Source organism: Peptococcaceae bacterium (genome assembly GCA_024655825.1).
Classification (GTDB): domain Bacteria; phylum Bacillota; class Peptococcia; order DRI-13; family PHAD01; genus JANLFJ01.
Map to the genome: position 1 here is coordinate 1 of JANLFJ010000035.1, position 22,233 is coordinate 22,233.

14 protein-coding genes are annotated in these 22,233 nt (G+C 46.3%); 4 read left to right on the forward strand and 10 right to left on the reverse strand.

Going from position 1 to position 22,233, the window contains the following annotated elements:
• Window positions 1–147 precede the first annotated feature (147 nt).
• Together NUV48_12240 and NUV48_12245 are read right to left on the reverse strand one after the other, a co-directional pair.
• On the reverse strand, window positions 148–1,950 hold the full coding sequence (locus tag NUV48_12240; protein ID MCR4442908.1) for a cell wall metabolism sensor histidine kinase WalK: 1,803 nt from the start codon (window positions 1,948–1,950) through the stop codon (window positions 148–150).
• Window positions 1,947–2,636: a response regulator transcription factor gene (locus tag NUV48_12245; protein MCR4442909.1), complete on the reverse strand. Its 690-nt coding sequence runs from the start codon at window positions 2,634–2,636 to the stop codon at window positions 1,947–1,949. The genes NUV48_12240 and NUV48_12245 overlap by 4 nt, the downstream gene beginning before the upstream one ends.
• A gap of 164 nt (window positions 2,637–2,800) precedes the next feature.
• Between NUV48_12245 and NUV48_12250 the strand changes: the two genes are divergently transcribed.
• From NUV48_12250 to NUV48_12265, 4 genes are all read left to right on the forward strand, one after another.
• Window positions 2,801–3,190, forward strand: a complete 390-nt coding sequence (locus tag NUV48_12250) for a YckD family protein (GenBank protein MCR4442910.1) — start codon at window positions 2,801–2,803, stop codon at window positions 3,188–3,190.
• 167 nt (window positions 3,191–3,357) lie between these two features.
• Window positions 3,358–3,903 (forward strand): cysteine hydrolase, encoded by a 546-nt coding sequence (locus tag NUV48_12255; protein MCR4442911.1) that lies wholly within the window; start codon window positions 3,358–3,360, stop codon window positions 3,901–3,903.
• Between the two features lie 180 nt (window positions 3,904–4,083).
• Window positions 4,084–4,428 (forward strand): helix-turn-helix domain-containing protein, encoded by a 345-nt coding sequence (locus tag NUV48_12260; GenBank protein ID MCR4442912.1) that lies wholly within the window; start codon window positions 4,084–4,086, stop codon window positions 4,426–4,428.
• 4 nt (window positions 4,429–4,432) lie between these two features.
• The gene (locus NUV48_12265) at window positions 4,433–5,203 is read left to right on the forward strand and encodes an ImmA/IrrE family metallo-endopeptidase (protein MCR4442913.1); all 771 of its coding nucleotides are present in this window, start codon (window positions 4,433–4,435) and stop codon (window positions 5,201–5,203) included.
• A 192-nt stretch (window positions 5,204–5,395) separates the two neighbouring features.
• On the opposite strand, the gene NUV48_12270 is transcribed toward NUV48_12265, so the two are convergent.
• The 8 genes from NUV48_12270 to glmS all read right to left on the reverse strand — a co-directional run bounded on the left by NUV48_12270 (window position 5,396) and on the right by glmS (window position 22,171).
• On the reverse strand, window positions 5,396–5,878 hold the full coding sequence (locus NUV48_12270; GenBank protein ID MCR4442914.1) for a DUF6079 family protein: 483 nt from the start codon (window positions 5,876–5,878) through the stop codon (window positions 5,396–5,398).
• The gene (locus NUV48_12275; GenBank protein ID MCR4442915.1) at window positions 5,866–7,155 is read right to left on the reverse strand and encodes a DUF6079 family protein; all 1,290 of its coding nucleotides are present in this window, start codon (window positions 7,153–7,155) and stop codon (window positions 5,866–5,868) included. Before NUV48_12275 ends, NUV48_12270 begins: the two co-directional genes overlap by 13 nt.
• Before the next feature lie 16 nt (window positions 7,156–7,171).
• Window positions 7,172–7,621, reverse strand: coding sequence for a BREX-3 system P-loop-containing protein BrxF (gene brxF, locus NUV48_12280; protein ID MCR4442916.1), 450 nt, complete (start codon window positions 7,619–7,621; stop codon window positions 7,172–7,174).
• A 132-nt stretch (window positions 7,622–7,753) separates the two neighbouring features.
• On the reverse strand, window positions 7,754–12,640 hold the full coding sequence (locus tag NUV48_12285) for a DEAD/DEAH box helicase (protein MCR4442917.1): 4,887 nt from the start codon (window positions 12,638–12,640) through the stop codon (window positions 7,754–7,756).
• Window positions 12,630–17,360 carry a hypothetical protein gene (locus tag NUV48_12290; GenBank protein MCR4442918.1) on the reverse strand — a complete coding sequence of 1,577 codons (4,731 nt, stop codon included), beginning with the start codon at window positions 17,358–17,360 and terminating at the stop codon, window positions 12,630–12,632. The genes NUV48_12285 and NUV48_12290 overlap by 11 nt, the downstream gene beginning before the upstream one ends.
• A 36-nt stretch (window positions 17,361–17,396) precedes the next feature.
• Entirely contained in the window at window positions 17,397–18,641 is a 1,245-nt protein-coding gene (locus tag NUV48_12295; GenBank protein ID MCR4442919.1) for a WYL domain-containing protein, read from the reverse strand.
• 160 nt (window positions 18,642–18,801) lie between these two features.
• Window positions 18,802–20,055 (reverse strand): VWA domain-containing protein, encoded by a 1,254-nt coding sequence (locus tag NUV48_12300; protein ID MCR4442920.1) that lies wholly within the window; start codon window positions 20,053–20,055, stop codon window positions 18,802–18,804.
• Between the two features lie 289 nt (window positions 20,056–20,344).
• Window positions 20,345–22,171, reverse strand: coding sequence for a glutamine--fructose-6-phosphate transaminase (isomerizing) (gene glmS, locus NUV48_12305; GenBank protein MCR4442921.1), 1,827 nt, complete (start codon window positions 22,169–22,171; stop codon window positions 20,345–20,347).
• Window positions 22,172–22,233: the final 62 nt, after the last annotated feature.

Here is a 22,233-nt window from a genome sequence, read left to right on the forward strand (position 1 = left end):
TTTTTGATTATGCTTTGGTGTTATTTTCCATCAACTGCATAACTCCTGTTTATAATATGACGAATAAAAAGGGCGAATGTTCCGAATCGCCGCAGGCAATATCTGACATTCCCTGGGCAATTGCATTAAAACTGCCAGTATTCATGTTTATTGTTGCTTCCGGAGGCGCAGCGTGAAAGTGCTGCCCCGGGAGGGTTCGCTTTCCGCCGCAAGCTCGGCCTGGTGCAGTTCGGCAATCTGTTTGGCGATGAAAAGCCCCAGCCCCGTGCCGTCCTCGGCCATGCGGCTCCTGGACTTGTCCGCCTTGTAAAACCGCTCCCAGATGTAGGGCAAATCCTCTTCGGAAATGCCTATCCCCGAATCCTTCACGCTCAATACGACCTGGTTGCTTTCTTCCTTGAGGAGAACCTCCACCGTCCCGCCTCCCGGCGTAAACTTCAGGGCGTTATCCAGCAGGATCACCAGGAGCTGCTCCATCCGGTCAGGATCGCAGTATGCGGTTATATTCTGCCTGTTTCCGGTGTCGGTGATCAGATTTATATCCTTGGCCTTGGCCCTCTGCTTGAACTTGCCGGCTGTTTCCGAAACCAGTTGAGCCAGGTCCACTTCTTCCAGTTCCAGCTGGATCTTGCCGGACTGCAGCAGGCTTAAGTCCATGATGTCCTTGATCAGCCTTTCCAGCCTCAGGGTCTCGCTCTTGATTATCCGGTGGTAATAATCGGGAGCATTGTCAGCCACCCCGTCCAGCAGGCAGTCGACATAGCCCCTGATCACCGTGATGGGCGCCCGCAATTCGTGCGACACGTTGGCGATAAAATCGCGGCGCAGCTGTTCCACCTTTTCCATTTCGCTGATGTCCTGCAGGATGCCCACCGCCCCTAGCAGGGAACCGTCTTCCTGCTTGATGGGCGAGACAGCGACCCTGAAGGAGCGGTTGATTATTTTCAAAACGGATGAAGCGGCAAGGCCGCTTTCCAGCACGGCCTCAAAGGGCCGGACCAGGTCGGGCCGGCTGGTGACATCCGCCAGCCGCTGCCCGGTAATTTTTTTGCTGGGAGTCATGACGATGTTTTCAACAACGGGATTGGCCAGGATGATCCGGCCTTGCCGGTCCACCGCCAGCAGACCCTCGTTGATGCTGGTGACGATCGACTCCAGCTTGCTTTTTTCCTGCTGCAGGGCAGTGACATTCAAGTCCAGCTGGTTGGCCAGGTAATTCAAGGACGTCGCCAGTTCTCCGACTTCATCCCGGCTCGAGGGTTCTATCCTGGTTTTATAGTTCCCGCCGGCCATGCGAAGCGCCGCTTCATTCATGTTTTTAAGGGGCTGGGAAATGAGCCTGGAAAAGTAAAAAGCGATTGCGGCGGCCAGCAGCACGGCAATAAGACTGGAAATCGCCAGGTAATAATAGTTCTTTTTCATCAGATCCGTGACCTGCCGGACCGGCGAAAAGGCGAACACCGCCCCCCCCACCCTTTTTTCGCCGTTTAACCCGACCGCCGTAACCGGCAGCCCGACGGTAATCACCGGCACGTTAACAAACCGCGAAACGTTTTGTTTGACTATGGTTTGGCCTGATAAAACCTGCTGCTCCGTTTCCTCCCTGGCGATGCGCATTCCCCTGTGGAAAAAGGGCCTGTTATCCGGGCCCGGCGAAACAAGGGACGAGGCGATGACCGTCCCTTCCCGGTCGATAATCAAAAACCGGGTATCGGTATAGGAGTTCAGGGCATCCATCACCCTGTTGAACGTCTCTTCGTTCATCTCCCGGTTGTTCAGCTTGTTGGCCAGCGCGGCGATCTCTTCGGCCTCGCGCAGGAGTTGTTGCTTCCTGGCCTCAAGCAAGTACCCCTTAAACAGCGGGTTTAAAAGAACGCCGGCAATGACAAGGGTGATTACCACCAGCAGAATATAAGATGCGAGCAGCTTGACACCGATCCTCGAATTCATTGGATCACCTCGAACTTATAGCCTACTCCCCAGATCGTCTTGATGTCCCACGGGCTGCCCGGATCGATCATCAGCTTGCGGCGCAGCCTTTTCACATGGGTGTCCACCGTCCTGGTCTCGCCAGAATATGCATAACCCCAGACACTCTCCAGCAAGTTCTCCCGGGTGAACACCATATTGGGATGTGAGGCCATCAGCCAGAGCAGCTCTATCTCCTTCGGGGTTAAGAGTATCGTCTGGCCTTTTATTTTAACCCGGTATTCGGACATGTTTATTTCCAGGCCGGGATAAAAGAGCGCCCTGGCCTCCTTGTTTTGCTCGACTGCCCGGCGCAGGACTGCTTTAATCCTGGCAATCACCTCCCGGGGGTTGAACGGTTTGGTAATATAATCGTCGGCGCCCAGTTCCAGCCCCAGGATTTTGTCGATATCCTCGGACTTGGCGGTCAACATGATGATGGGCGTGGATTTGACGGCCCGCACCCTCCGGCAGACCTCGGTCCCGTCCAATCCGGGCATCATCACGTCCAGGACAATCAGGCAGGGATCGGACTGCAGGGCTTTCTCCAGGCCTTCCTGCCCGTTCTGGGCCGTCATGACCGGGTAACCTTCTTTTTTGATGTACAAGGACAGCACTTCCAGCACATGCGGGTCGTCATCCACCAGCAAAACGGGTTTATTGTTCATCCTTGGCCTCTCCTGCAAGAGTGTGCTATTATGAATAATACTACCAAAAAAATGCCGGTAATCAATGAACTTGCTTCAGTTCACAAAAAGTTCACATTTTTGCCCTTTATTTGCCAAAATATACGGGTAAAATAAACATAGCCACAAAACGAGGAGGTGAGAATGTGAAAAAAGCCCTGATCATACTCCTGGCCTTAGCCCTCATCGCCGGCACGGCTTCATTCGCGCTGGCCGATGAAAACGATTCGGCGAAACAACCTTTTAAGGGCAGGGGAAACGGTTTCGCGAACTGCCCCCAACTGCAAATAACTGACGAACAAAAAGCGCAAATGGCCTCGCTCCACAAACAAATGCTCGAGCTGAAAAAGCAAATCATCCAGCAGAACGTCACAAGCGGTGTTCTTACCCAGGAACAGGCAGACACGATGATTGAGAGAATTGACAAGCAGATCGAGGCCGTCAATTCCGGCAATGTCTTCCCGATGGGCCGTCAAGGTTTTATGGGCAAAGGTTTCCGCGGTTTCAAACAAAAAACCCAGGAACAGGCCCAATAACCGGCCGGAAAAAGGGGCAGGAAGTCCTGCCCCTTTTTCGTTATCGTTGTTATCGTTGTCATCCCTGCTGGTGCACCTATTCTCTGCAGCCGTAAAATGGTAGAATAATATATACGGGTTCAATCTATTTTGGCCTTGAATTATCATCAAGAGGAGGTATCCGGCAAATGGCAAAAGAAGCCCTGATTATTGTTGATATGAGCAACGATTTTGTGGCTGATGACGGCGGCCTCACCGTTGGCCGGCCGGCCCAGGAGATTGTGCCCTATATCGTCGCGCTGGCGGAGCGGTTCCTGGCAAAAAATGACCTGGTGGTTATAGCCATGGATTCGCACCAGCCCGCAGACCCTCATTTCGAGAGATGGCCGTTCCACAACGTGGCGGGCACAAAGGGACAGGAACTGTACGGGGAACTTAAAGAATGGCATGAAAAAAACAAGGACAACCCGAATGTGCTCTATGTTCCCAAAACGAACTACAACGCTTTTTACCAAACGGGACTGGCCGAAAAGCTGCGGGCTGCCGGGGTGGAGACGGTGCACGTCACAGGCGTGGCCACCGACATCTGCGATTTTTTGACTGTAGCCGGCGCCGACGCGGAAGGTTTTAAAACCATCGTGCACAGGAAAGGCGTGGCCACTTTTACAAAGCATAACGAAACATTCCTGGAACACATGAAACTGTGTTTCCACACAGAAATAATCGACAACTGAAGCCGGCGATTCCCGTCATGTTCCAGAACCGCCAGCCATATTACCAAATATTAAACGTTCCATGAAGCGTGCAATCCGGAGATCGGAATCCATTTGCACGCTTCATGATCTGTAACATATATGTTATAATAATAATATGATAAAGCAAATAATTAACATATTGGTTAAGGAGGGGGCTATATGAATGACCGATTGCTCAAAAGTCTTGGGGAAAAGCTTCAAGAAGCAAGAAAGAAAAGCGGTTTGACCCAGGACCAGGTTGCCAAAATCCTTGAAATAAACAAGGTACAGTTGTCATATTACGAAACCGGAGCAAGAGAAATCAACATTACCCTCTTACAGGAATTGGCCAATTTATATGGCTATTCAGTCGGTTATTTTCTCGGTGATGAGAAAAAAAGCGAGCCCGAAGTAGAAATAGCCTTCAGAGCCGATGAGTTCTGCGAAGAAGATTGGGAAACCGTCGTTTTTGCCAAGACGTTTTTGCGCAATCTTTGTGAGATGAGGGCACTTCTGGGGAGATGACGAGATGAATTATGATGAAATAAAATTTAAGGCAGCGGAAACAAGAAAAAATCTTGGGATTGGACAATATGACATGGTGGATATATTTAAGGTGCTGAAAGACATTGAAAATATTTCCCTGATAATAACTAAAATTAAGGGGAATATTTCTGGTTTTTTTATGCGTCATAAAGAAGCTGGACTTATTGTCATAAATGCCAGCAGGAGCCTGGGCCACCAGCATTTCACGGCTGCCCATGAGTTTTATCATATTAAGTACGATATTGGCATGTCGGGAAAAGTCTGTCCCATCAATAAATTTGAAGAAGAGTACCAAAACGAACGCGACGCCAACCATTTTGCGGCTCATCTCCTGGTTCCAGACAATGCCCTGGAGTATATGATACTGAAAAGGACTAAAGGACAGCAGATTACCCTAAACGATGTGATATTTTTAGAAAATTACTTCCAGGTAAGCCATAAACTGATGCTTCTCCGCCTGAAAAGTATCGGAGCGATCACAAGTAAACTATACGACTCCTTGGAAAAAAACATTATTAAAAATGCCGCTCAGCTTGGTTACAACACCGACCTGTATCGTAATACCGAAAATAAGGGAACACAAATCTATTCGGATTATGCAGAACTTGCCCAGACTCTTTTGGACAGCGGCAGGATAACTTACGGAAAATACGAAGAACTGCTTTTGGATGGAGGCTATGCAGATATTTTGTATGGGGATAATGAAGAATCGGAAGGTGCGGAAAATGCATTTGAAGATGCCGATAGTTTTTGATAACGACTGCATTGCTTCATTTTCCTGGATTAATCGATTAGACATAATTAATACCCTCTTCCCAGGACAAATCATTATCCCCGCAGCCGTTTACCCGGGTTCGACAGTTTTTCGTGACTTTTAGGTATTTATAATTTCTTGCTATCCTGCTGTGCCGCCAGGATTTCCATTTCCTTGGCGGCGGCAAACAGTTTAAGGTTTTCCTTTAAATCCCTCGTCGCCAATGAATTTGAAAAAGACCTCATCGTCCTTTTTGTCATCCTGAGCGGTAAGCTCGCCGTAGGGAGGAAGGAAATAGACATAGAAATCCCGCGGGGGCTGGGTGGTGGGTCTTTCGTTGGTCTCTCCCATAAAGAGGTAGCCGAAACGGCAGATATTCTTTTCCTCCCAGTTCAGATAGTATTCATAGATTTTATAGCCGGTCCTGTACTCCGGCGCATCCCAGTCCAGCATCTCATAAATCACGGAATAATAGTAGGGATTAAGCTGGGAATCATGTAGCGCTCCGGCCTTCTTTTCAATCTGAGCATCATAATCAATGTCTTTCTTGAGATCAAGGTAGTATTGCTCATTATCCTTGTTGTACTCGATGAATTGCCCGCTGACCGTGTCAATGATGGCTTTCATGACTGAGTTAACCGTGGACAAGAGAAAATCCTCGGTCAGGACAGGCATGTTGATGTAAAGAGACAAAGGTCGTCTTTTAGATTCTGGGCTGTCAGGCCGGCTTTAACGTCCAGTGTGCCCGTGGTAAGCCGGTGGACGCTGAGGGCATAAATGATCTGAATGGCCAGCGGCTTGTAAACCGGTTTTGTAAAGGAACGGTTGACAATATCCTCTAAAATGCCGCTCTTGTCCAACACCTCTTTTATTTCCTGTTCCGCTTTTTTGGCCACATTTTCTTTAATGTATTTCCAGTAAGAATCATACGATTTAATCCCCGGCTCGTTTGCCGGGACATCATTATCTATAATCGCTTTGACCGTTGCCGAAATTGTCTTTAAGACCTCGCGCTTTTCCGCCAGGTATACTTTCTGGAAAATCTCTATGAAGGCAGGATGGATGGGGAAAAGCTCCACAAATTCCTCCAGCCGCTCCGACATGTTTTTATACAAGGGGCAAAACTTCTGCAAATGCTCCCTGATCCAGGTCTTCTGCTCAGGCGTCTTTTTCAGAATTCTCTCGGAGACAACATAGGCTATATCCTCGCGCCTGATGATGATTTGTTCAAAGCGGTCTTTTACTTTTAACAGCGTGGCTGTCACAAAGGTAAAATTAGGGCTGTCAAAAAGCGCCTCCTGAACCCCGCAAATCACCCTAAACCGCGAATTCTTGATGAATTCCCCAATTTCCCTAAGAAAACCAAGGTCCAGCATTAAATCCATTTGTGTCCGGCTCTTTAGATAATCGAGCAGTTCGTCGATTACTAAAAGATACCCCTTCTGACCATAAACCTCCTCGAATCTGGCCATCATTTCATTGAGGGCATCTTTGTTACCGGTGATAGTATTGGCTGCCGGGAACTTGTAGACGATCCCTCTTTTGGCCAGGTCCTTTTCCAGTTCCGCTGTAACGATGTCCCGCAAGGGGGTTTTTACGGCGCCGATTTCTATTCTCAGCACTTCAAACCTGCCCGCCAGTGGTTTTATGTATTCAGTAAACTTCTGATTGCGCAGAAAGGCTGCCTTGCTCTCATCCTGGGCTATACAGGAGATGACTGACATCAGGTGTGATTTTCCGGTCCCGTAATTACCGACAATAAATACGCCTTTATTGTCCACGACCTCATCAAGGCTTAGCTGGGAAAGCACTTTTTCTTTTAGGTTTAAAGCCATGTCATCAGACATGACATAAGTTTCAATTAACTTTTGTGCTTTTTTCGAATCATCTGCATCCTTCAGTTGAATAATCGTATCGATGGGATCAAAGTGAATCAGGCCACTGTATTTCATACGTCCTCCCCCTCTGCTACTTCGTTAAACAATAGACGTCATAATTCTTTATGTCATAGAGATGATAATCCGGCAGCTCAGGAACAGAGGAGCTTAACAGGCCATCCCTGAAAGCCCCGTCCCACATGATGATCAACTTTTTGTTCCTGCCCAATTGAATGAACAATTTAAGCACATCAAGCTGGTAATAAGGCGCAAAGAGCAGATCGATATTATCAATAATAACCCTATCGCTTTCAGAAGCAGAAACCATTTCCTGGATAATGTCAACGATGTAATTGGGACGCTTTTCTTTCTTGTAGGACAGGACCTTTTGGGATATACAGAGACCCAAATTAAACCAAGGCCAGTCAGGAAATAATTGCTTTATCACTTCCCTGTTTGTGCAAGCGACGAATACTGGCTTCGGTCCTTTCCCCGTGCCGTATTCTGAAACAGCTTCCCTCAACAATATTTCTTTCCCCAAACCTATCACGCACCTTTACTATTTACCCATCGCATGCCATCTATAGGTTATATTTTTTTACTTGTTTCCGATTTCCTGTCTCTTCCCCTGAACATATCCATTTTTCCCAAACAATCTCCTGCCTCCTATCTTTTACCCCTCAATCAATAATGCTTTTTTTAAAAATTCAATTACCATGCCCCTATTCAATTCGTCATGGCAAAACTGATTCCTGAAATGCCTGAGACAACCATAACAGCTTGTATTTCCTTCAGGCGCACCACATTCACATCGCTTTAAACGCTCCAATGTTGCGTTCAGAACATCCATTAATATTTTATCATTGACCAGACGTCTTACGTGCCCGGCTCCGCCAGGGACATCATCGAATATCACAAGCACAGGTTGATCCAGATTACCGACAGAATAGTATAAGCAACCGTCTAGGTCTTGCCTCTCAATTTGGAGAACTTCGCAAGTACCCTCAAGAATTCCATAAAGCATCGAGAGCCAAAAGCTTTTCCTGCTGTCAAAATATCCTTCGAAGGACATCATAAGGATGTCCGTTTCAAACTCATGCCCTAGAGCCAAGTGGTTGATTAATGGGCCATTACATGCTGCCCCCCACGCGTTTTGGTGAGTGCTGGACGGTTTCTCGTCGCCCAGTACTGTGTATCCGCAACGGAAACATACTTTGAAAGCCTTTCCGCCGGCGTTATTGATTATCGCCAGCTTGCCCTTGGAAGCAGGGATGGCTATGAGTTTACCCCCATTCAATCCCAAGCTGACACTCTCCCCCTTATTGTCACAGCCGGAATAATATACCCTGGTAGTATACGTCCTTTCAGGCTTTTCTTCGCCTGGTTTGCCAGGCGCCTGTCTATCGGAGATAAAGCCAAAGGCAGGAATTATGAAGGTACCTTTATTTCTTATTATTTGACCACAGACAGGGCAAGTTTTTAGCGTTTCATTTTCGTTGCGTTTATCATCAAACTCCACTCGACTTCCCCGGTGATAGCTGTTGCAATTGTCACAAATGGCATACCTGTAACGCTCCCACTCTTTTTTGGGTAACCGTTTAAGATACCGGCTGGTCCATAATTTTCCGCCAGCCACAACCTGGCTGCTTGGGGCATACTCGGATAATGCTATGCGTAAATCCCTTTCCAATCGCAGCTTCTTGACCTCTTCGCCGTGATGGGTGAGTTGCAGTTCGACCACATCTACGGGGAACCCATACTTTGGAATCACGTTCCTGGTCGATAAGTATTCAATCAGGTCTTTGTCTTTAATAGTGCTTATTAGCCTTTTGATATGGTCAACATCGCGTCCTTCATAGAAAAGCTTTATTCGCAATTGCTCCAACTGTTCTATGTCGCCGGCTATTTCTTCCCAGGCTTTCTGTAAAACAGCCTCTCCTTCCTGGTAAAGGGTTCTTACCCACCCCCAGTTTTCCAGTTGTAGTTCATCGTGCAAATCTTGGGGAACAATCCTCTTTAATGCTTCCTTCAAAGCCTGCGGCTTTTTATCAAGAAACTCAGCGAAGTACCGGGGACCGGACACTTCGTTTTGGAAAAAGAAATCATCCGCCTTGCCGAAATAATCTGGTTTTTCCCTCCAGAAGTATGACAAGGCCACGGCATAAAGATGCCTTCTTACTATCTTAAGGTTTTCAATTTTAAAATAGGGCGGCTTAATAATACCCGCAACCATGCGCCACGGTTCCTGGTAATGGGCCAAATCATGGGAGCGCCTTTGGGCAAAGGTCAAAACATAAGCAACGCTGTCAGTCCTTCGGCCGGCGCGACCGGCTCTTTGCACATAGTTCGCAGATGAAGGGGGCATATTGCGCATAAAGACCGTTTCTAGTTCGCCTACGTCTACTCCCAACTCAAACGTGGTTGAACAGCTGAGAATATTGACGCGGCCTTTGACAAAATCGTTTTGCAGTTCAGCCGCAGCCTCACCGCTTAACTGCGCTGTATGTTCTTCAGCTCTCATTCGGATGGGAAGCAAATCTATGTACAATTTAAAATAGTGGTTCTCTTTGTTAAACACTAATGGGTTACATTTCCTTAACGTGCCTTCGCAGCGATAAGTAGGACAAATTCCCCGGATATTATGAAGGGTCAGATTTTTACACTTATCACATAGATACCACTCAACACTGCTGTCCAATTGTGTGGCCTTTAATTCCCAGATAGTATTGTTTAGCCTAAATACAGTCCCCAATTGCGGAATACTATTAATGCTAAAATACTGATTCCAAATACTGCTTGGATCGTTAAACCAAAAACTCCTCCAGATATTGCTTAATAGCTCTAAGCACTTTTCTTTCGTAATATTAGGATTTATTTTTTGAGCCAGGCGTATCAGATAATCCGACCTGCTGTTGTTCGAACTGGAGTTCCAGCCTATCACTCCTCTTTTCGTTAAGTCGCGATCAGTTCTATCTTTCACATAATACTCACGGTTCCGAGGCTGAAAGAATTCATCCTGGGGAGATACTTCCTCAGGAAAAACGAGAGCCCCTTTTTGACGAATGGTATCAAGCAATACCTGATACAAGGTCCAGACTTCCTCTGGGGTAAAGCACCACGGATCCTTTAAAAGAGGCGGAGGAGGCGCCCATTTTGTGGATTTTACCAGAGAAAAGCCCAAGAGGCCCAAACCTTCCAAACTATTGCGCTTATCTAATGCCAACAGCTCATACATCAACCACTTCCATATTTCTGTTTTTTGTCCTGTTTTGCTGTAATCGGGAAATATCTCCATTTTCTCCATATACTTTTGCAGCGGGTTAACAATATCTTGTACCCTCCATTTGTCGTTAAGTACAGCTTCTTTATTTATCTCTAAAATTTTTAAAATTAAGCCCCTTCTAAGGATACGATCATAAGTGCGGTTTAAATAAGGTGCAAAAAAAGCCGCATCTTGCCTGCTATCGGAAAACGCCAACAACTTTCTTTGGCCGCTATGCATGAAGTCTTTATCAGTATCATCAACATTGATTTGATATGATCTCCAGGAATCATCTTCGGCGGGAGGATTTGCTTCCTTAGCCGCTTGCCTCGGCTCGACTTCTCGATATAAAGCGGTGGCCAGCACACTGGTTGCCGCATCTGCGCCCGTCAGAAAACGCCATACCACTCCTTGCGGGCTCCTCTTGCCGCAGGCAGGGCAGGCATATACTTTCCCGTCTTTCACAGGCATTTTGAGCAAACTAAAGTGTTTCCTTTCTTGACAGCAGTTGCCGGCAATGGCATTGTCCTTGTCTATTGAACCGCAACTGCCACAGAGGGTGTATCTTTCGAACTTCCCGGCTGCTTCTCCAATATTGTCAGGGAAACCGACGATTTCATCCTCATCCTCTTCCACCGGCTCTATTCCCAAATTCAGCAAAAGATAGTGTTCCAAACGGGTTGACCCTACCCCCTGTTTCAGGCAATGCCTATTATTCTCTCCCTCTGCTGTGATGCCTGATAAATAAACGGCTCCACACTGGCGGCAGCCGGATATTTCAAAGACCGGGTACTCTCTCTCCTTCACCTTGACTGTCTCATGCCTGTCCAAAAACAACTGGAGTCCGGGGGTTAGGCTGAGGTATGCTCCCTCAATGGCCCTCACAAAGACATGATATCTGGCCGGCAGCAAGGGCTGGCTCTGAGATTCGCTTTTGGCTTTATTTGCCAAGTCAACCAAAGCTATCAGCGATACCGCCGGATCGGGTACGCCCTGGATTATTTCTTTGGCCAGGTCTAATAAAAGGACAGGACCACCTTTTTGTAAAGCATTTTGCAAACTTAATAACCTCTGTTCTCCCTTCAGTATTTCGTAAAGGAACGCCGGCCAGCCTTCAGTGCTCCCTCTGCGACAGGCTTCATCAAGCAATTGTCGGGGGACTTTGCCATCCAAGATTGATACCAATTTATCAATTTTATCCTCCTTATCCACCTTCTGTTCATCCACGATGTTCCTGCATCGGATATACTCCTCAGGGTCCAACGCTCCCCAGCTGTCTGCGGTTTGCGCCAAAGGAAGGCGAGCAGCACCTATGATGTCCTGTTTATCGGGATTATTGCTTTCGAATTCAAAATCCTCGCCAAAGAGTTGCCGGGCAAAGGCAGCCACTGCCGGGAAGTCTTTTTCTCCGCCGCCTAAGGTGGCACTGGTGGCAATACATCTTAACCGACCAGGCCGGCTCATGTTCACCCGGTCTTTTAAGCGTCGCAACAGCATGGCAGTTTCTATTCCTTTGGCTCCCATATACGTGTGGGCTTCATCGAGAACCAAAAAACGCCAATGCTTGGCATAATCGCCATCAAAAAACACGCTGTCGTCCGGTCTTAAGAGCAGGTACTCCAGCATAGCATAGTTTGTCAACAGGATGTGAGGAGGTGATTGCCACATCTGCGTCCTGGATATTAATTCATTATCCAAGGGTTTACTGCCAAACATTTTTACGTGTTTGTCTAAAGCCGCAGCATCCTCCCGTTCAGTCTCACCCGTATAGCGGCCAAAAGTAATGTCTTTGTAGTTAGCCAAAATTTCGCGCAGGCGCGCCAGTTGGTCATTGGCCAAGGCATTCATGGGATAAAGAAGAAGCGCTCTCACTCCTGGCCCTAAACGACCCGCTTCTTTCTCTTTGAATAAATGATCAAGTATGGGAAGCAGGAAAGCCTCGGTTTTACCGCTGCCCGTGCCGGTGGCAAGAACAATATTGCGGTTTTTTTCAATTATTTTGCGCAAAGCCAATTCCTGGTGTAGGTACAGGTTACGGTCAAGCTTAAAAGAAGAAGACTGCAACTTTATAAACTCCCTGGATAAGAGTCCCTCCTTGATCAGTTCGTTTATTGTTGCCCCTTTTTGAAAAGAAGGTGTCGCCTCCAGGATGGGGCCCTTAATAAATTTACCCGGTACTTTAAGAAGATTTACAAACTGTTCATGCAAATTGTGGTCATGTAGAGGAAACGAGGTGGATAAATAGCTGAGATAACTATCCTCGACAGCTTTTGTCACTTTAATAGGATCAAAGCTCATTTTTAAGCACCCCTATAAATTTATTGCATAGTTCCGCTTCTTCTTTCAAAAATATTTGGGTTAACTCATCAGCTTTTAGGCTCTGGATTGGATTTAAGCCAAACTCTATTGGGAAGGGTTCGGTTTTTGATGAAAACAGAACAAGAAGATCGTCCTTAGCCATCGGGTATTTATTAAAGATTTTGGCATATATGTCCCTAAAATTAAGACAATATAAGAATTTAGCCTTAATGGTATCAAACTGATGTTCCAGGCCTTTGCATTTCATAAAGGGGTTATGGGCATACCAGTCCGCATCGTTTTGAAAGATCCTCCCACATGTACTGCATACTACAATCCCGGTAGGTATATCAAAATAAACCTGCTGTTCATCTTCTTTCCAGCGCAGCTTAGAATTCTTAAATGGAAAATTCAAATCTAACGAAAAGTCTCGTTTTTCTAATAACCTTGTCAGCACCCGCCCGGCTAATCCTTCCAAATTGATTGTTTTACTGGAGCCTTTATGACGGTACACCAGCTTTAAACCAATGTCATTTAATCCCTGTATTTGCTTGATAAACTCCGTGCATTCTCCGTTTGGGCATTCCAAGGATGCGCCTTCCGTAAGGGCCATAACTCTATAGTAAGAAGGTCCATCCAGGACATCTATTGCCAACCAATGGGCTGCCTGACCTAAATTATTGTCTTGCAGGGTTAAGCTGAATTTGCCGCCTGCGCAATAAATCTTCTCTTTAACGACTTTAGGGTTCCCTTCGTGAATGCCCAATAGCGAAACCTCTGCCCTGATCAGGGGAGGTGCGTTGATAAATTCACCGGTTATAACAGCTTGGCTGCCAGTGACTAATTGAACTCTGCAGCTTCTCAGATATATTCCCTCGTAGTTTATATCGATTAAAAAGGTGTCTTTATCCTGGTTTGGAAACTCAACATCTCGTGGGCTCCATGGATCATCAATATCAAAGTGCAATAAATATTTGCCTTCTGATAAATGTTCTTCGATATGATCTATCACAATACTGCAGCGGCCATTCGGAATTTCCTGCACATATGGTTCCACCCAAGGTTCCTCCAGGCGCCAAAACCTTATAACCCTCTGCTCCGCCTTTCCTTTTTCTTTCCAAAACAGCTCCAAGGAATACCCATGTTTTTTGTTTTTGATGAAATATTCAAAACCATATACTTCCCACTTGCTGCGAACCCTCAACACCGGTCCTGCCCTGATTTTCCGCCGATCCTCTAATAGGTTGATGCTGAACACCTGAACCGGAAAACTGCTCTGCCTTATGGAATCAGTAAACGAAGTCAACTTAAACTGTGCCCTCCCTCCATATAAAGGCAAGGTCAATTCTTGTGCATAATCATTCATGTACAGTTGAAGACCCCTTTTCCCCCGGCTGGAACAGAGCACCTCAAGAACCCAACCGTCCGCTTTCTGCCATTCGCCAAACCAGATTTCCTCTAAGCTGTCTGACCATTCGAAGGATCCCTTCTCTTGGTCACCGGCCAAGCGCCATTTCAGCTTAGGAATATTAACAGTCAGTTGAAAGATTGCTGTTTCTCCGCCAGATCTAGCAGTTTTAAGGTCACAGCCGAAACTGTCTGCTGAGAAATCTACAACAACATCACAGGTATCAGCTTCTTCACGTATTTTTTGGGCAGGCTGATGAACAAAAAACTCTGCCGATGGTGGTTTTGCAATACTGAGCTTAACCTCTTTCCTTGTTCCCTTCTCTTGTGGAGGGTAGATTTCCTGCTCAAAATCGACCCGGAAACCAGGTAGATAGGCCAGCCGGTAGATTTTAAACTCCTGCCCGAGGTAGTTAAAGACAATGTCATATAACCCGGCATCCAGAGAACCGAAGAGGGATTGGTCATGTAAATCAAGCCAGGCGTTTCGGCCGTCTTTATCTATCTTTACTGCTTTAATGTCGGCTATCCTGGACCGGACAATCTTATCTCCTTTTTCATTCTCCATCATAAATATCCAATAAGATAAATCATCCTTTTCATGAAGCGGTATTTTTATTAGCGGTAATTTCTCTGAGTATACCAAAACGCCATCCATCGAAACGTTGGAAATTTCTTCTCCGCCCTCTAACTCAGGTATAACAGTGCTCCAATCCTGGATAGGTATCTTGTATGCAATCCCTTTAATGTCAGTAAAATGTAAGCCTGTTGTATTAGAAAGGTCTAACAGCACCATGCGGAAAGACTTGTCAAGAAAGCCTATTTGCCCTTCTTCTATTATCCTTAGAGAAGGAGCGATAACAATTCCTTCATTAAGAATAAACCAGTACCGGTTTTTCCTTAATCTCTTGATATCCTGTTTTTTGCCATCTTCACTGAAAACAAGGAAATAATCTTTCGAACCCAGACCATTAATGGTCCATGAGCGCAGGAGAGCATCACCTGAGTAAATCTCCACCTGATACTCATCTTTTAGCAAATCCAAATTGATCGCAGCCGGCAGGGTTTCCACAATACCGTCCTTACTCAAATAAGCTCTAAGGTCTGTTTTGGCCAAAACAGTTGTACCTTCCGTTGCAGTAACCACTAAAGACAACGATTGGTAAGAGCTTCCCTTTTGATCATGATAAAGGAAGCGCATTTTTCCTGCCGCCAGCTTAATTCTTTTATACACTGGATCAAGAACAATTGTCGGAGCCACTGACCTTTCACCCTTGGGTTCTCCTTTCTCCGGCTTCTGTTCATCCCTTTTCGGCCACCATTGTTCAAACCAGCTAATCACTCTCTCAGGGAGCTGTACTGCCCTGGCCTTGTTGAATTGCCCGTCTGATGCCAATTTCACGAGTTTAACACTCTGGGCAAGAAAGTCCTCAGCCCAGTCCCCCCCGTAGAGAAGAAACCGTCTTATTGGTTCGTCGACATAAGGATACACCGTCGGGTAAGATGATAATTCTTTTTGTTTAAAATCAAGTGCGTCCTTTAGCTGTGTTAGCTGGGTGGATATTTCCCGTTTATGCTGGGCCAAAACGTCATTTCCAGAGCCAGGACTAATCTGAAACAACCTCTCTAATTGCCTTATTTTTCCGATAATCTTTTTATTGGTCTGTCGTAAGCTTTTAAGTTCTTGGATGGCTGATACGCCTGCCTCCAGGTCGCCATTGCCGAATCCACGGATTATCCGTTCCTTTTCTTGTAGTTCCCTTTCAATGCTTTGCTTTTTCCTGGTTAGCTCTTTTAGGGCAGGAATAACGGTCTTGTTCAGCTTAACCTTGGCCAGATAAGCATTTTTTCTCCTGTTTTGGGCTTCAGAAGCCTCGAGTGTTTTGCGTCGAAGCTGTTCCGCTTTATCCGGCTCGTTTTCAAAAGCGGCTGCCAATTCACAAATCCCGGCATTTTGTCCCATGATTTTATTATGTGCATGTAATTCCCTTAAACCTTTGTTAAAGCAATCAGTAAGGCTTGCTACTGTTTTGACTAAAGAGCTAAACTCCTCATGACTTTGCAAAAACAACTCCTTTTTTAAAGGGCTGTCGTATATCTCCCTCAGTGTCTCCTCTATACCTTTACGCAGTTCCAAAACCCTGTCGCTGTCATTTTTTCCTAAAGGGATGCTCCTCCTGGAACCAAACAAACCCATAATAAAGAAGGCCAATCTCTTTATCCACCCGTTGCCTTTAGCTCTTTCTTTTTGTTCTTTCTCAGTGCTCTCTTTTAGTTGGTAATACGCCTCGATTAGCAAAAGCAATTTATCGGAGCGAAAAACAATTTCAGACTCTAATCTGGGATTTATTTGAAAAATTTTAACCAATTCCAATGATAACTGTTGTTTGGCTGTATTCAGATTCTCTAACAGTGCCTTTCTGTTTTTCTCTTGTTCTTCAAGCTGCTGTAATCTTTCAATTTCTGCGTTTAGGTTGGGTAAAGAATCAAGCAAGGCTTGTTCTCGGGGACCAAACAGATTAATAATAGCTTCCAAGACAGTCCTTTGCTTGTCCCACTCATCCATTTCTTCCTTGAGTTGCAATAATTCCCTCTGCTTTATAGTCCGGTAACCCTCAAAGTCTTCTGGTAGACCGGACAGATTGCCGTAACTGCGGAGCTTATTCTCATAATCATTATATTGTTGATGCAATTCGATTAAAGTAGTAAGTTGTCTCTTTTTGTCATCATAATCATGGAACTTTATCATCATTTCATTTATCTCGTTATGGATTATCATTCTCTTTCTTTGCAATTGTCTAATCTTCGCCAGAAAGGACTTAAGCTCATGGCTTGATGCAATTCCCATTTTTAGTAATGGCACGACTATTTCCTCAAAGAAATCAGGCAAACAACTCTGAGGAATACCCGCATGTAAGAGGATAGGACCAACAAAACGATGGGCGCCTTCGATCTCAGCATGATTTAAGTCATTTGAATTTATATAATCAAGAAAAAAACTCCCCAGTTTGTTCTGTAAAGTCGCATTGCTAATATCTGGGAAGGCTTCGTCAAGCGACCAGTATTGCCCTTGTTTGTAATTCCAGACGGCTTCATTAACCAATAAAAAAGCCAGACATGACGGGGCAAAGTTCAAAACAAGCTCTAGTCCCTTGTCTACATCCCGCCTAATCCGGCTATAAATAAAATCTCGCAATTTATTGGCATCCATTTCCGTCAGTTCTAGCTGTCCAATAAAGGAAACACTATTGTTAACCCTCTGTTTGTTTAAAAAATCTTCGCACTCAGAAATGTTAGTAATGCTCTCCAACATACACAACACCTCTTTTTGCTAAAAAAAGAAGCCAAGTTATAAAACTGAGTTGTCTGCATACATCGCTTCTATTTGCGATGCGATCTTCCGCATTTTCTCCTGCAGCGCCGGGGGTTCAAGCAGTTTAGCCCCTGTCTTCCACTGCAAAAGCCAACTGATGAATTCAATAATTCCTTTTATTTTAAAGCTGACTACGATTGAACCGTCTTCCCTTTCCTCTTCTATCATTTGGCTGGGATGATATTTGATTTTTTTCACCCTGTAGGCAACAGAAGGGGCGAATTGCACTTTGATATGAGTTGCTTCCTTTTCCTCAAATACTCCCCACCTGTCTTTGACATATTCTCCAAGTTGGAAATCGGCCGGATAAAGGAATTTCTGATGCTGTCTTGGCGAGATGTATTCAATCTGATCAATGCGAAACGTCCGCAGGTCATTCTTCTCCAAGCACTTCCCTATCAAATACCAATTATGATGCTTGCATACCAACCCGTACGGTTCGACTAACCTTTTTGATATCTCCTGGTTGTAAGATAGAAAGTATTCTATATAGATGACATACGACTGATTAAGAGCATGCAATATCTCTAAGAAAGTTTTACTTACTCTTTCTGTATCGATAAGAGCTTCATCCACAATGTAGACTCTTGATTCCAACTCCTTTAAAGCAATCGCCTGGAGAGAATACCTGTTTCTGGTAAGGGTGCCTATCAAGGCTTCCTTTATTTCTTGAGTCCCCAAAGTAAGGGCCGTTTCTTTTTGCTGCAACAGGCTCAGGTAAATAAACATAGCCTTCTCGGGGCTTATCGCAGGAAGATAGGTGTTATCTAATTTGTACCTGCCCTTTTCCCCCATATTTCTATCCGGTCGAACTATTCTAATGTTGAGTTCCTGCTCCAGATCACACAGGTCTCTGTATACCGTCCGTTCGGTAACATCCAGCTTTTCCGCCAATTCCCCCAGGGTGGCTCCTCCAAAAGGGGTCCTCTGGTTTAAAACGTTGATGAGTTTAGCCAGCCGGGTAGATTTATTCATAACTTTGCTGACACTCATCTTGTTTTTCCTGTTGTATTCTTTAATGGCTTCGATATTAAGAGCCTGGCCGTTGTGTTTAACCATGCCAACATCTATTGCAGCGGCTGCCGATTCAAGATAGGTAAAAAGGGTCTTTTCGTTTATGCCCAACAAACTGCAAAGTTGTTCGGTTTCTACCTCGTTGCCTTCTTTAACAGAATCAACAATCCCCTGGTAAATACGCATCTCCCGTTTCAGTCTGCTCAAGTTCTCACCTGCCCCGGAAATGCATTTTTCGTCCTCCTGATGGTGCCGCAAGCGGCATGGCCGTCATCTCAACATGAAAACTGGAAGACTCCGCTGCCTTTCTTAAGCGGTTCCTTTCAAATCGGTTATATACACGTTGCATAATTAACCGCCTCAACACTCAACGCTTATTCCTGGACCTGTAGCTGGAAAACTTCATTTCTTTTCTTAATAGAGGGCTAAATTCTCTGCTCTCGCTTACCTTATAATAGTTCGATTCAAGACTTCTAATTTCCTCCAATATTTCGTTGTCTTGACATTTCAAAAACAAATCGTCTAATTTTTCTTTTTGTGCTTTAAGCATCTGACATGCAGCATCAAAAAGTCCCTCATCAGCCTTTTTGATGGCTTCTTCCCTGATTTGAGCGGTTCGATATATCTCAATCTCTTTTATTACCTTAAAGTCCACCACCGCATCCTGTAAATCCCCGTATTTTTCGGTCACAGGCACATTAATGGCCAAATCGAGCTTAACTGATACCAGGTTGTCCTGAACGTCGTCATACCTTAAACTAATCTGCCCCAGGTCCAATCCTCCGCTATCTCCAGTTTGCACCGTAAGTTCAATAAGGACAGTTTTAATGTCGCCGCTATACATATCGGGGAGTTTAATCCGGATATCATGACCAAACTCCGGTTTATAACCAATAATCCCTATGGCTTTCACGCTTTCTGAAGGGGTAATGGTCAGTTCAAGGTTCTGGGCTGCAACGCTTAACAATCCTTGCAGTTCCTGGCGGAAGATTTCCGGCAACATGTCAGGACTGGAAATATAATAGAAGTTGCCTCCTCCAGCCTCAGCCATGTCTACCAGTAAGTCTTCCTGAAAATCCTGGCCAACCCCCAGTGTTGATATGGTTATGCCCTTACCGTTTAACCTTTTGACATGGGAAACCAATTTTTGGGGTTCGGTAATACCGCGATTGGCTAAACCATCCGTTAATAGCACTACCCGGTTTACCTGATCCCCTAACAAATTTTCTCTCACCAGCCCAGCGCCCTTGAAAAGGCCGCCGCTTAGATTAGTACAGCCGCCAGATCCAATACTTTGAATTGCTTGTATCATCTGGTCTTTGTTGATGGCCTTTTGAGCCGGTATCAATACATTTACCTCATCGTCAAATGCAACTACAGACACAGTATCGTGCGTATCCAGATGCTCCAAGGCAAATTTAACAGCCCGCTTGGTGTAGTCAAGCTTCTCTCCTGCCATTGAACCGGACCTGTCCAGAACAAAGCTTACATTGACCGGCAACCTCCCCTTAATCTGAACTGGCGGTTGCCTCAGTTGTAACATTACGTAAATCTGCTGCAGCGAATTAACCCCAAGACACCGATGGCTAAGAGAAAGGTTTAAATCCAACTTTTCAGTCATAAAAAACCACCCCCATATGTGCTTTAGTTCTAGTATGCCGGAGGTGGCTGACAATAGACTGTCAGTATGATTATCGCAAATGACAACACTTTGTCAGCAACTATAAACAAAAAAGGGATAAGTGGCGTAAGTCCTGTATTTACAAGACTTTGCCCTTATCCCTTTGCTGTTCTTTATGGACTTGAACCTTTATCCTTTTCCCTTTTTTCCTCCCAATCGGAATCCCTTTTTTCGCATGGGGAAAAGGAATAAATGAGAAATATAACCTCTCCCGGCAACGGTGAACGTTTTACTCCACGGTTACGCTCTTGGCCAAATTTCTGGGCTGGTCCACGTTGCAGCCCCTCACCACCGCCGCATAGTATGCCAACAGCTGGAGCGGGATTATGGCCAGGACAGGGCTGACAATATTTTCAATCTTCGGGATGTAAATAACATTATTGACCGTTTTCAGTATCTCGGTGTCCCCCTCATTGGCCAGCCCGATTACGTAAGCGTCGCGCGCAATCACTTCCTTGATGTTGCTCAGGGTCTTTTCGTAAGTTTTTTCCTGGAGGGCAATGGCGATAACCGGCGTTTCTTCCGTAACCAGGGCCAGGGTGCCGTGCTTGAGTTCTCCGGCCGCGTACGCTTCAGCATGGATGTAGGAAATCTCCTTTAGCTTGAGGGCCCCTTCCTGGGCGATGTTGTAGTCATAGCCCCGGCCTATGAAAAAGAGGTGCTCGCAGCCTTTGATGCTTTCGGCCAGCTTGTGCAGGCGTTCTTTTTCGTCCAGGATCTGCCGCGCCTTGCCGGGCAGTTCCAAAAGCCCGTCAAGAATCCGGGTGGCTTTCTCCTCGGGAATTGTCCCCTTGACCTGGGCCAAGTAAACGCTCAATAAGTACTGGGCAATGAGCATGGTGGTGTAAGCCTTGGTGGAGGCGACGGCGATCTCCGGACCGGCCCACAGGTAGATTGTGTAGTCCGCCTCCCGCGAGATGGAGCTTCCCACCACGTTGGTAATGGCTAAAGTGGCGGCCCCCCTGTTCTTGGCTTCCCGGAGCGCGGCCAGCGTGTCGGCCGTCTCTCCCGACTGGCTGATAAAGACGGCCAGGGTCTGTGAATCCACCAGCGGCTCACGGTAGCGAAACTCGGAGGCGATGTCCACTTCCACGGGGACCCGCAGGAAATCTTCGACCAGCGGCTTGCCGATGAGACCGGAGTGGTAGGCCGTGCCGCAGGCCACGATAAAAATCTTCTTCCATTTTTCCACCTGTTCCCTGGTAAAATTGAGCTCGTTGAACTTAACCCGCCCGTTTTGAATGCGTCCAGTCAGGGTCTTTTTAAAAGCCTCCGGCTGTTCCATAATCTCCTTGAGCATGAAATGTTCGTAACCGCCCTTTTCGGCCGCTTCCGCATCCCATTCCACATAAAACACGGGGCGCTCCACCGGGCGGTTGTCTTTATCCAGGATAACTGCCTGTTTCTCGGTGAGCAGCACCACTTCCCCGTCTTCCACCAGGTAGACGTTCCTGGTATGGTTAAGAATGGCCGGGATGTCCGAGGCGATAAAATTCTCGCTTTCTCCCAGCCCCACGATAAGCGGGCTGTCTTTCCTGGCCGCCACCAGCTTGTCGGGCTCCTTAACGGAAATCACCCCGATGGCGTAAGACCCCTGGACCTTCTCCAGCGTTTTTCGCACAGACTCAACCAGGTCGCCCTGGTAGAACTCTTCCACGAGGTGGGCAATCACTTCCGTGTCCGTTTCCGAAGCGAAGACATGCCCCCGCTCATTAATCAACCATTCTTTTAATTCCAGGTAATTCTCAATTATCCCGTTGTGCACGACGGCAAAGTCGTTGGAACAGCCCTGGTGCGGGTGAGAGTTGACGTCGCTGGGACGCCCGTGTGTTGCCCAGCGGGTATGGCCGATACCCACCTTCCCTTCCGGCATGTGTTCTTCCAGTTTCTTTTCCAGGTTGCTCAGCTTGCCTGCAGTTTTGATCACCCGGATATCATGGTTTTCAATCACCGCCACACCGGCGGAATCATAGCCCCTGTACTCAAGTTTCTTTAATCCGGATATTAAAAGAGGAGTTGCCTCCCTCGGTCCAATATAGCCAACAATCCCGCACATCTCAGCTCCGTCCTCCCTTTGTTTGACCTGTGGGGTCCTGGCGTCCGGCCCTCCTGCAGCTT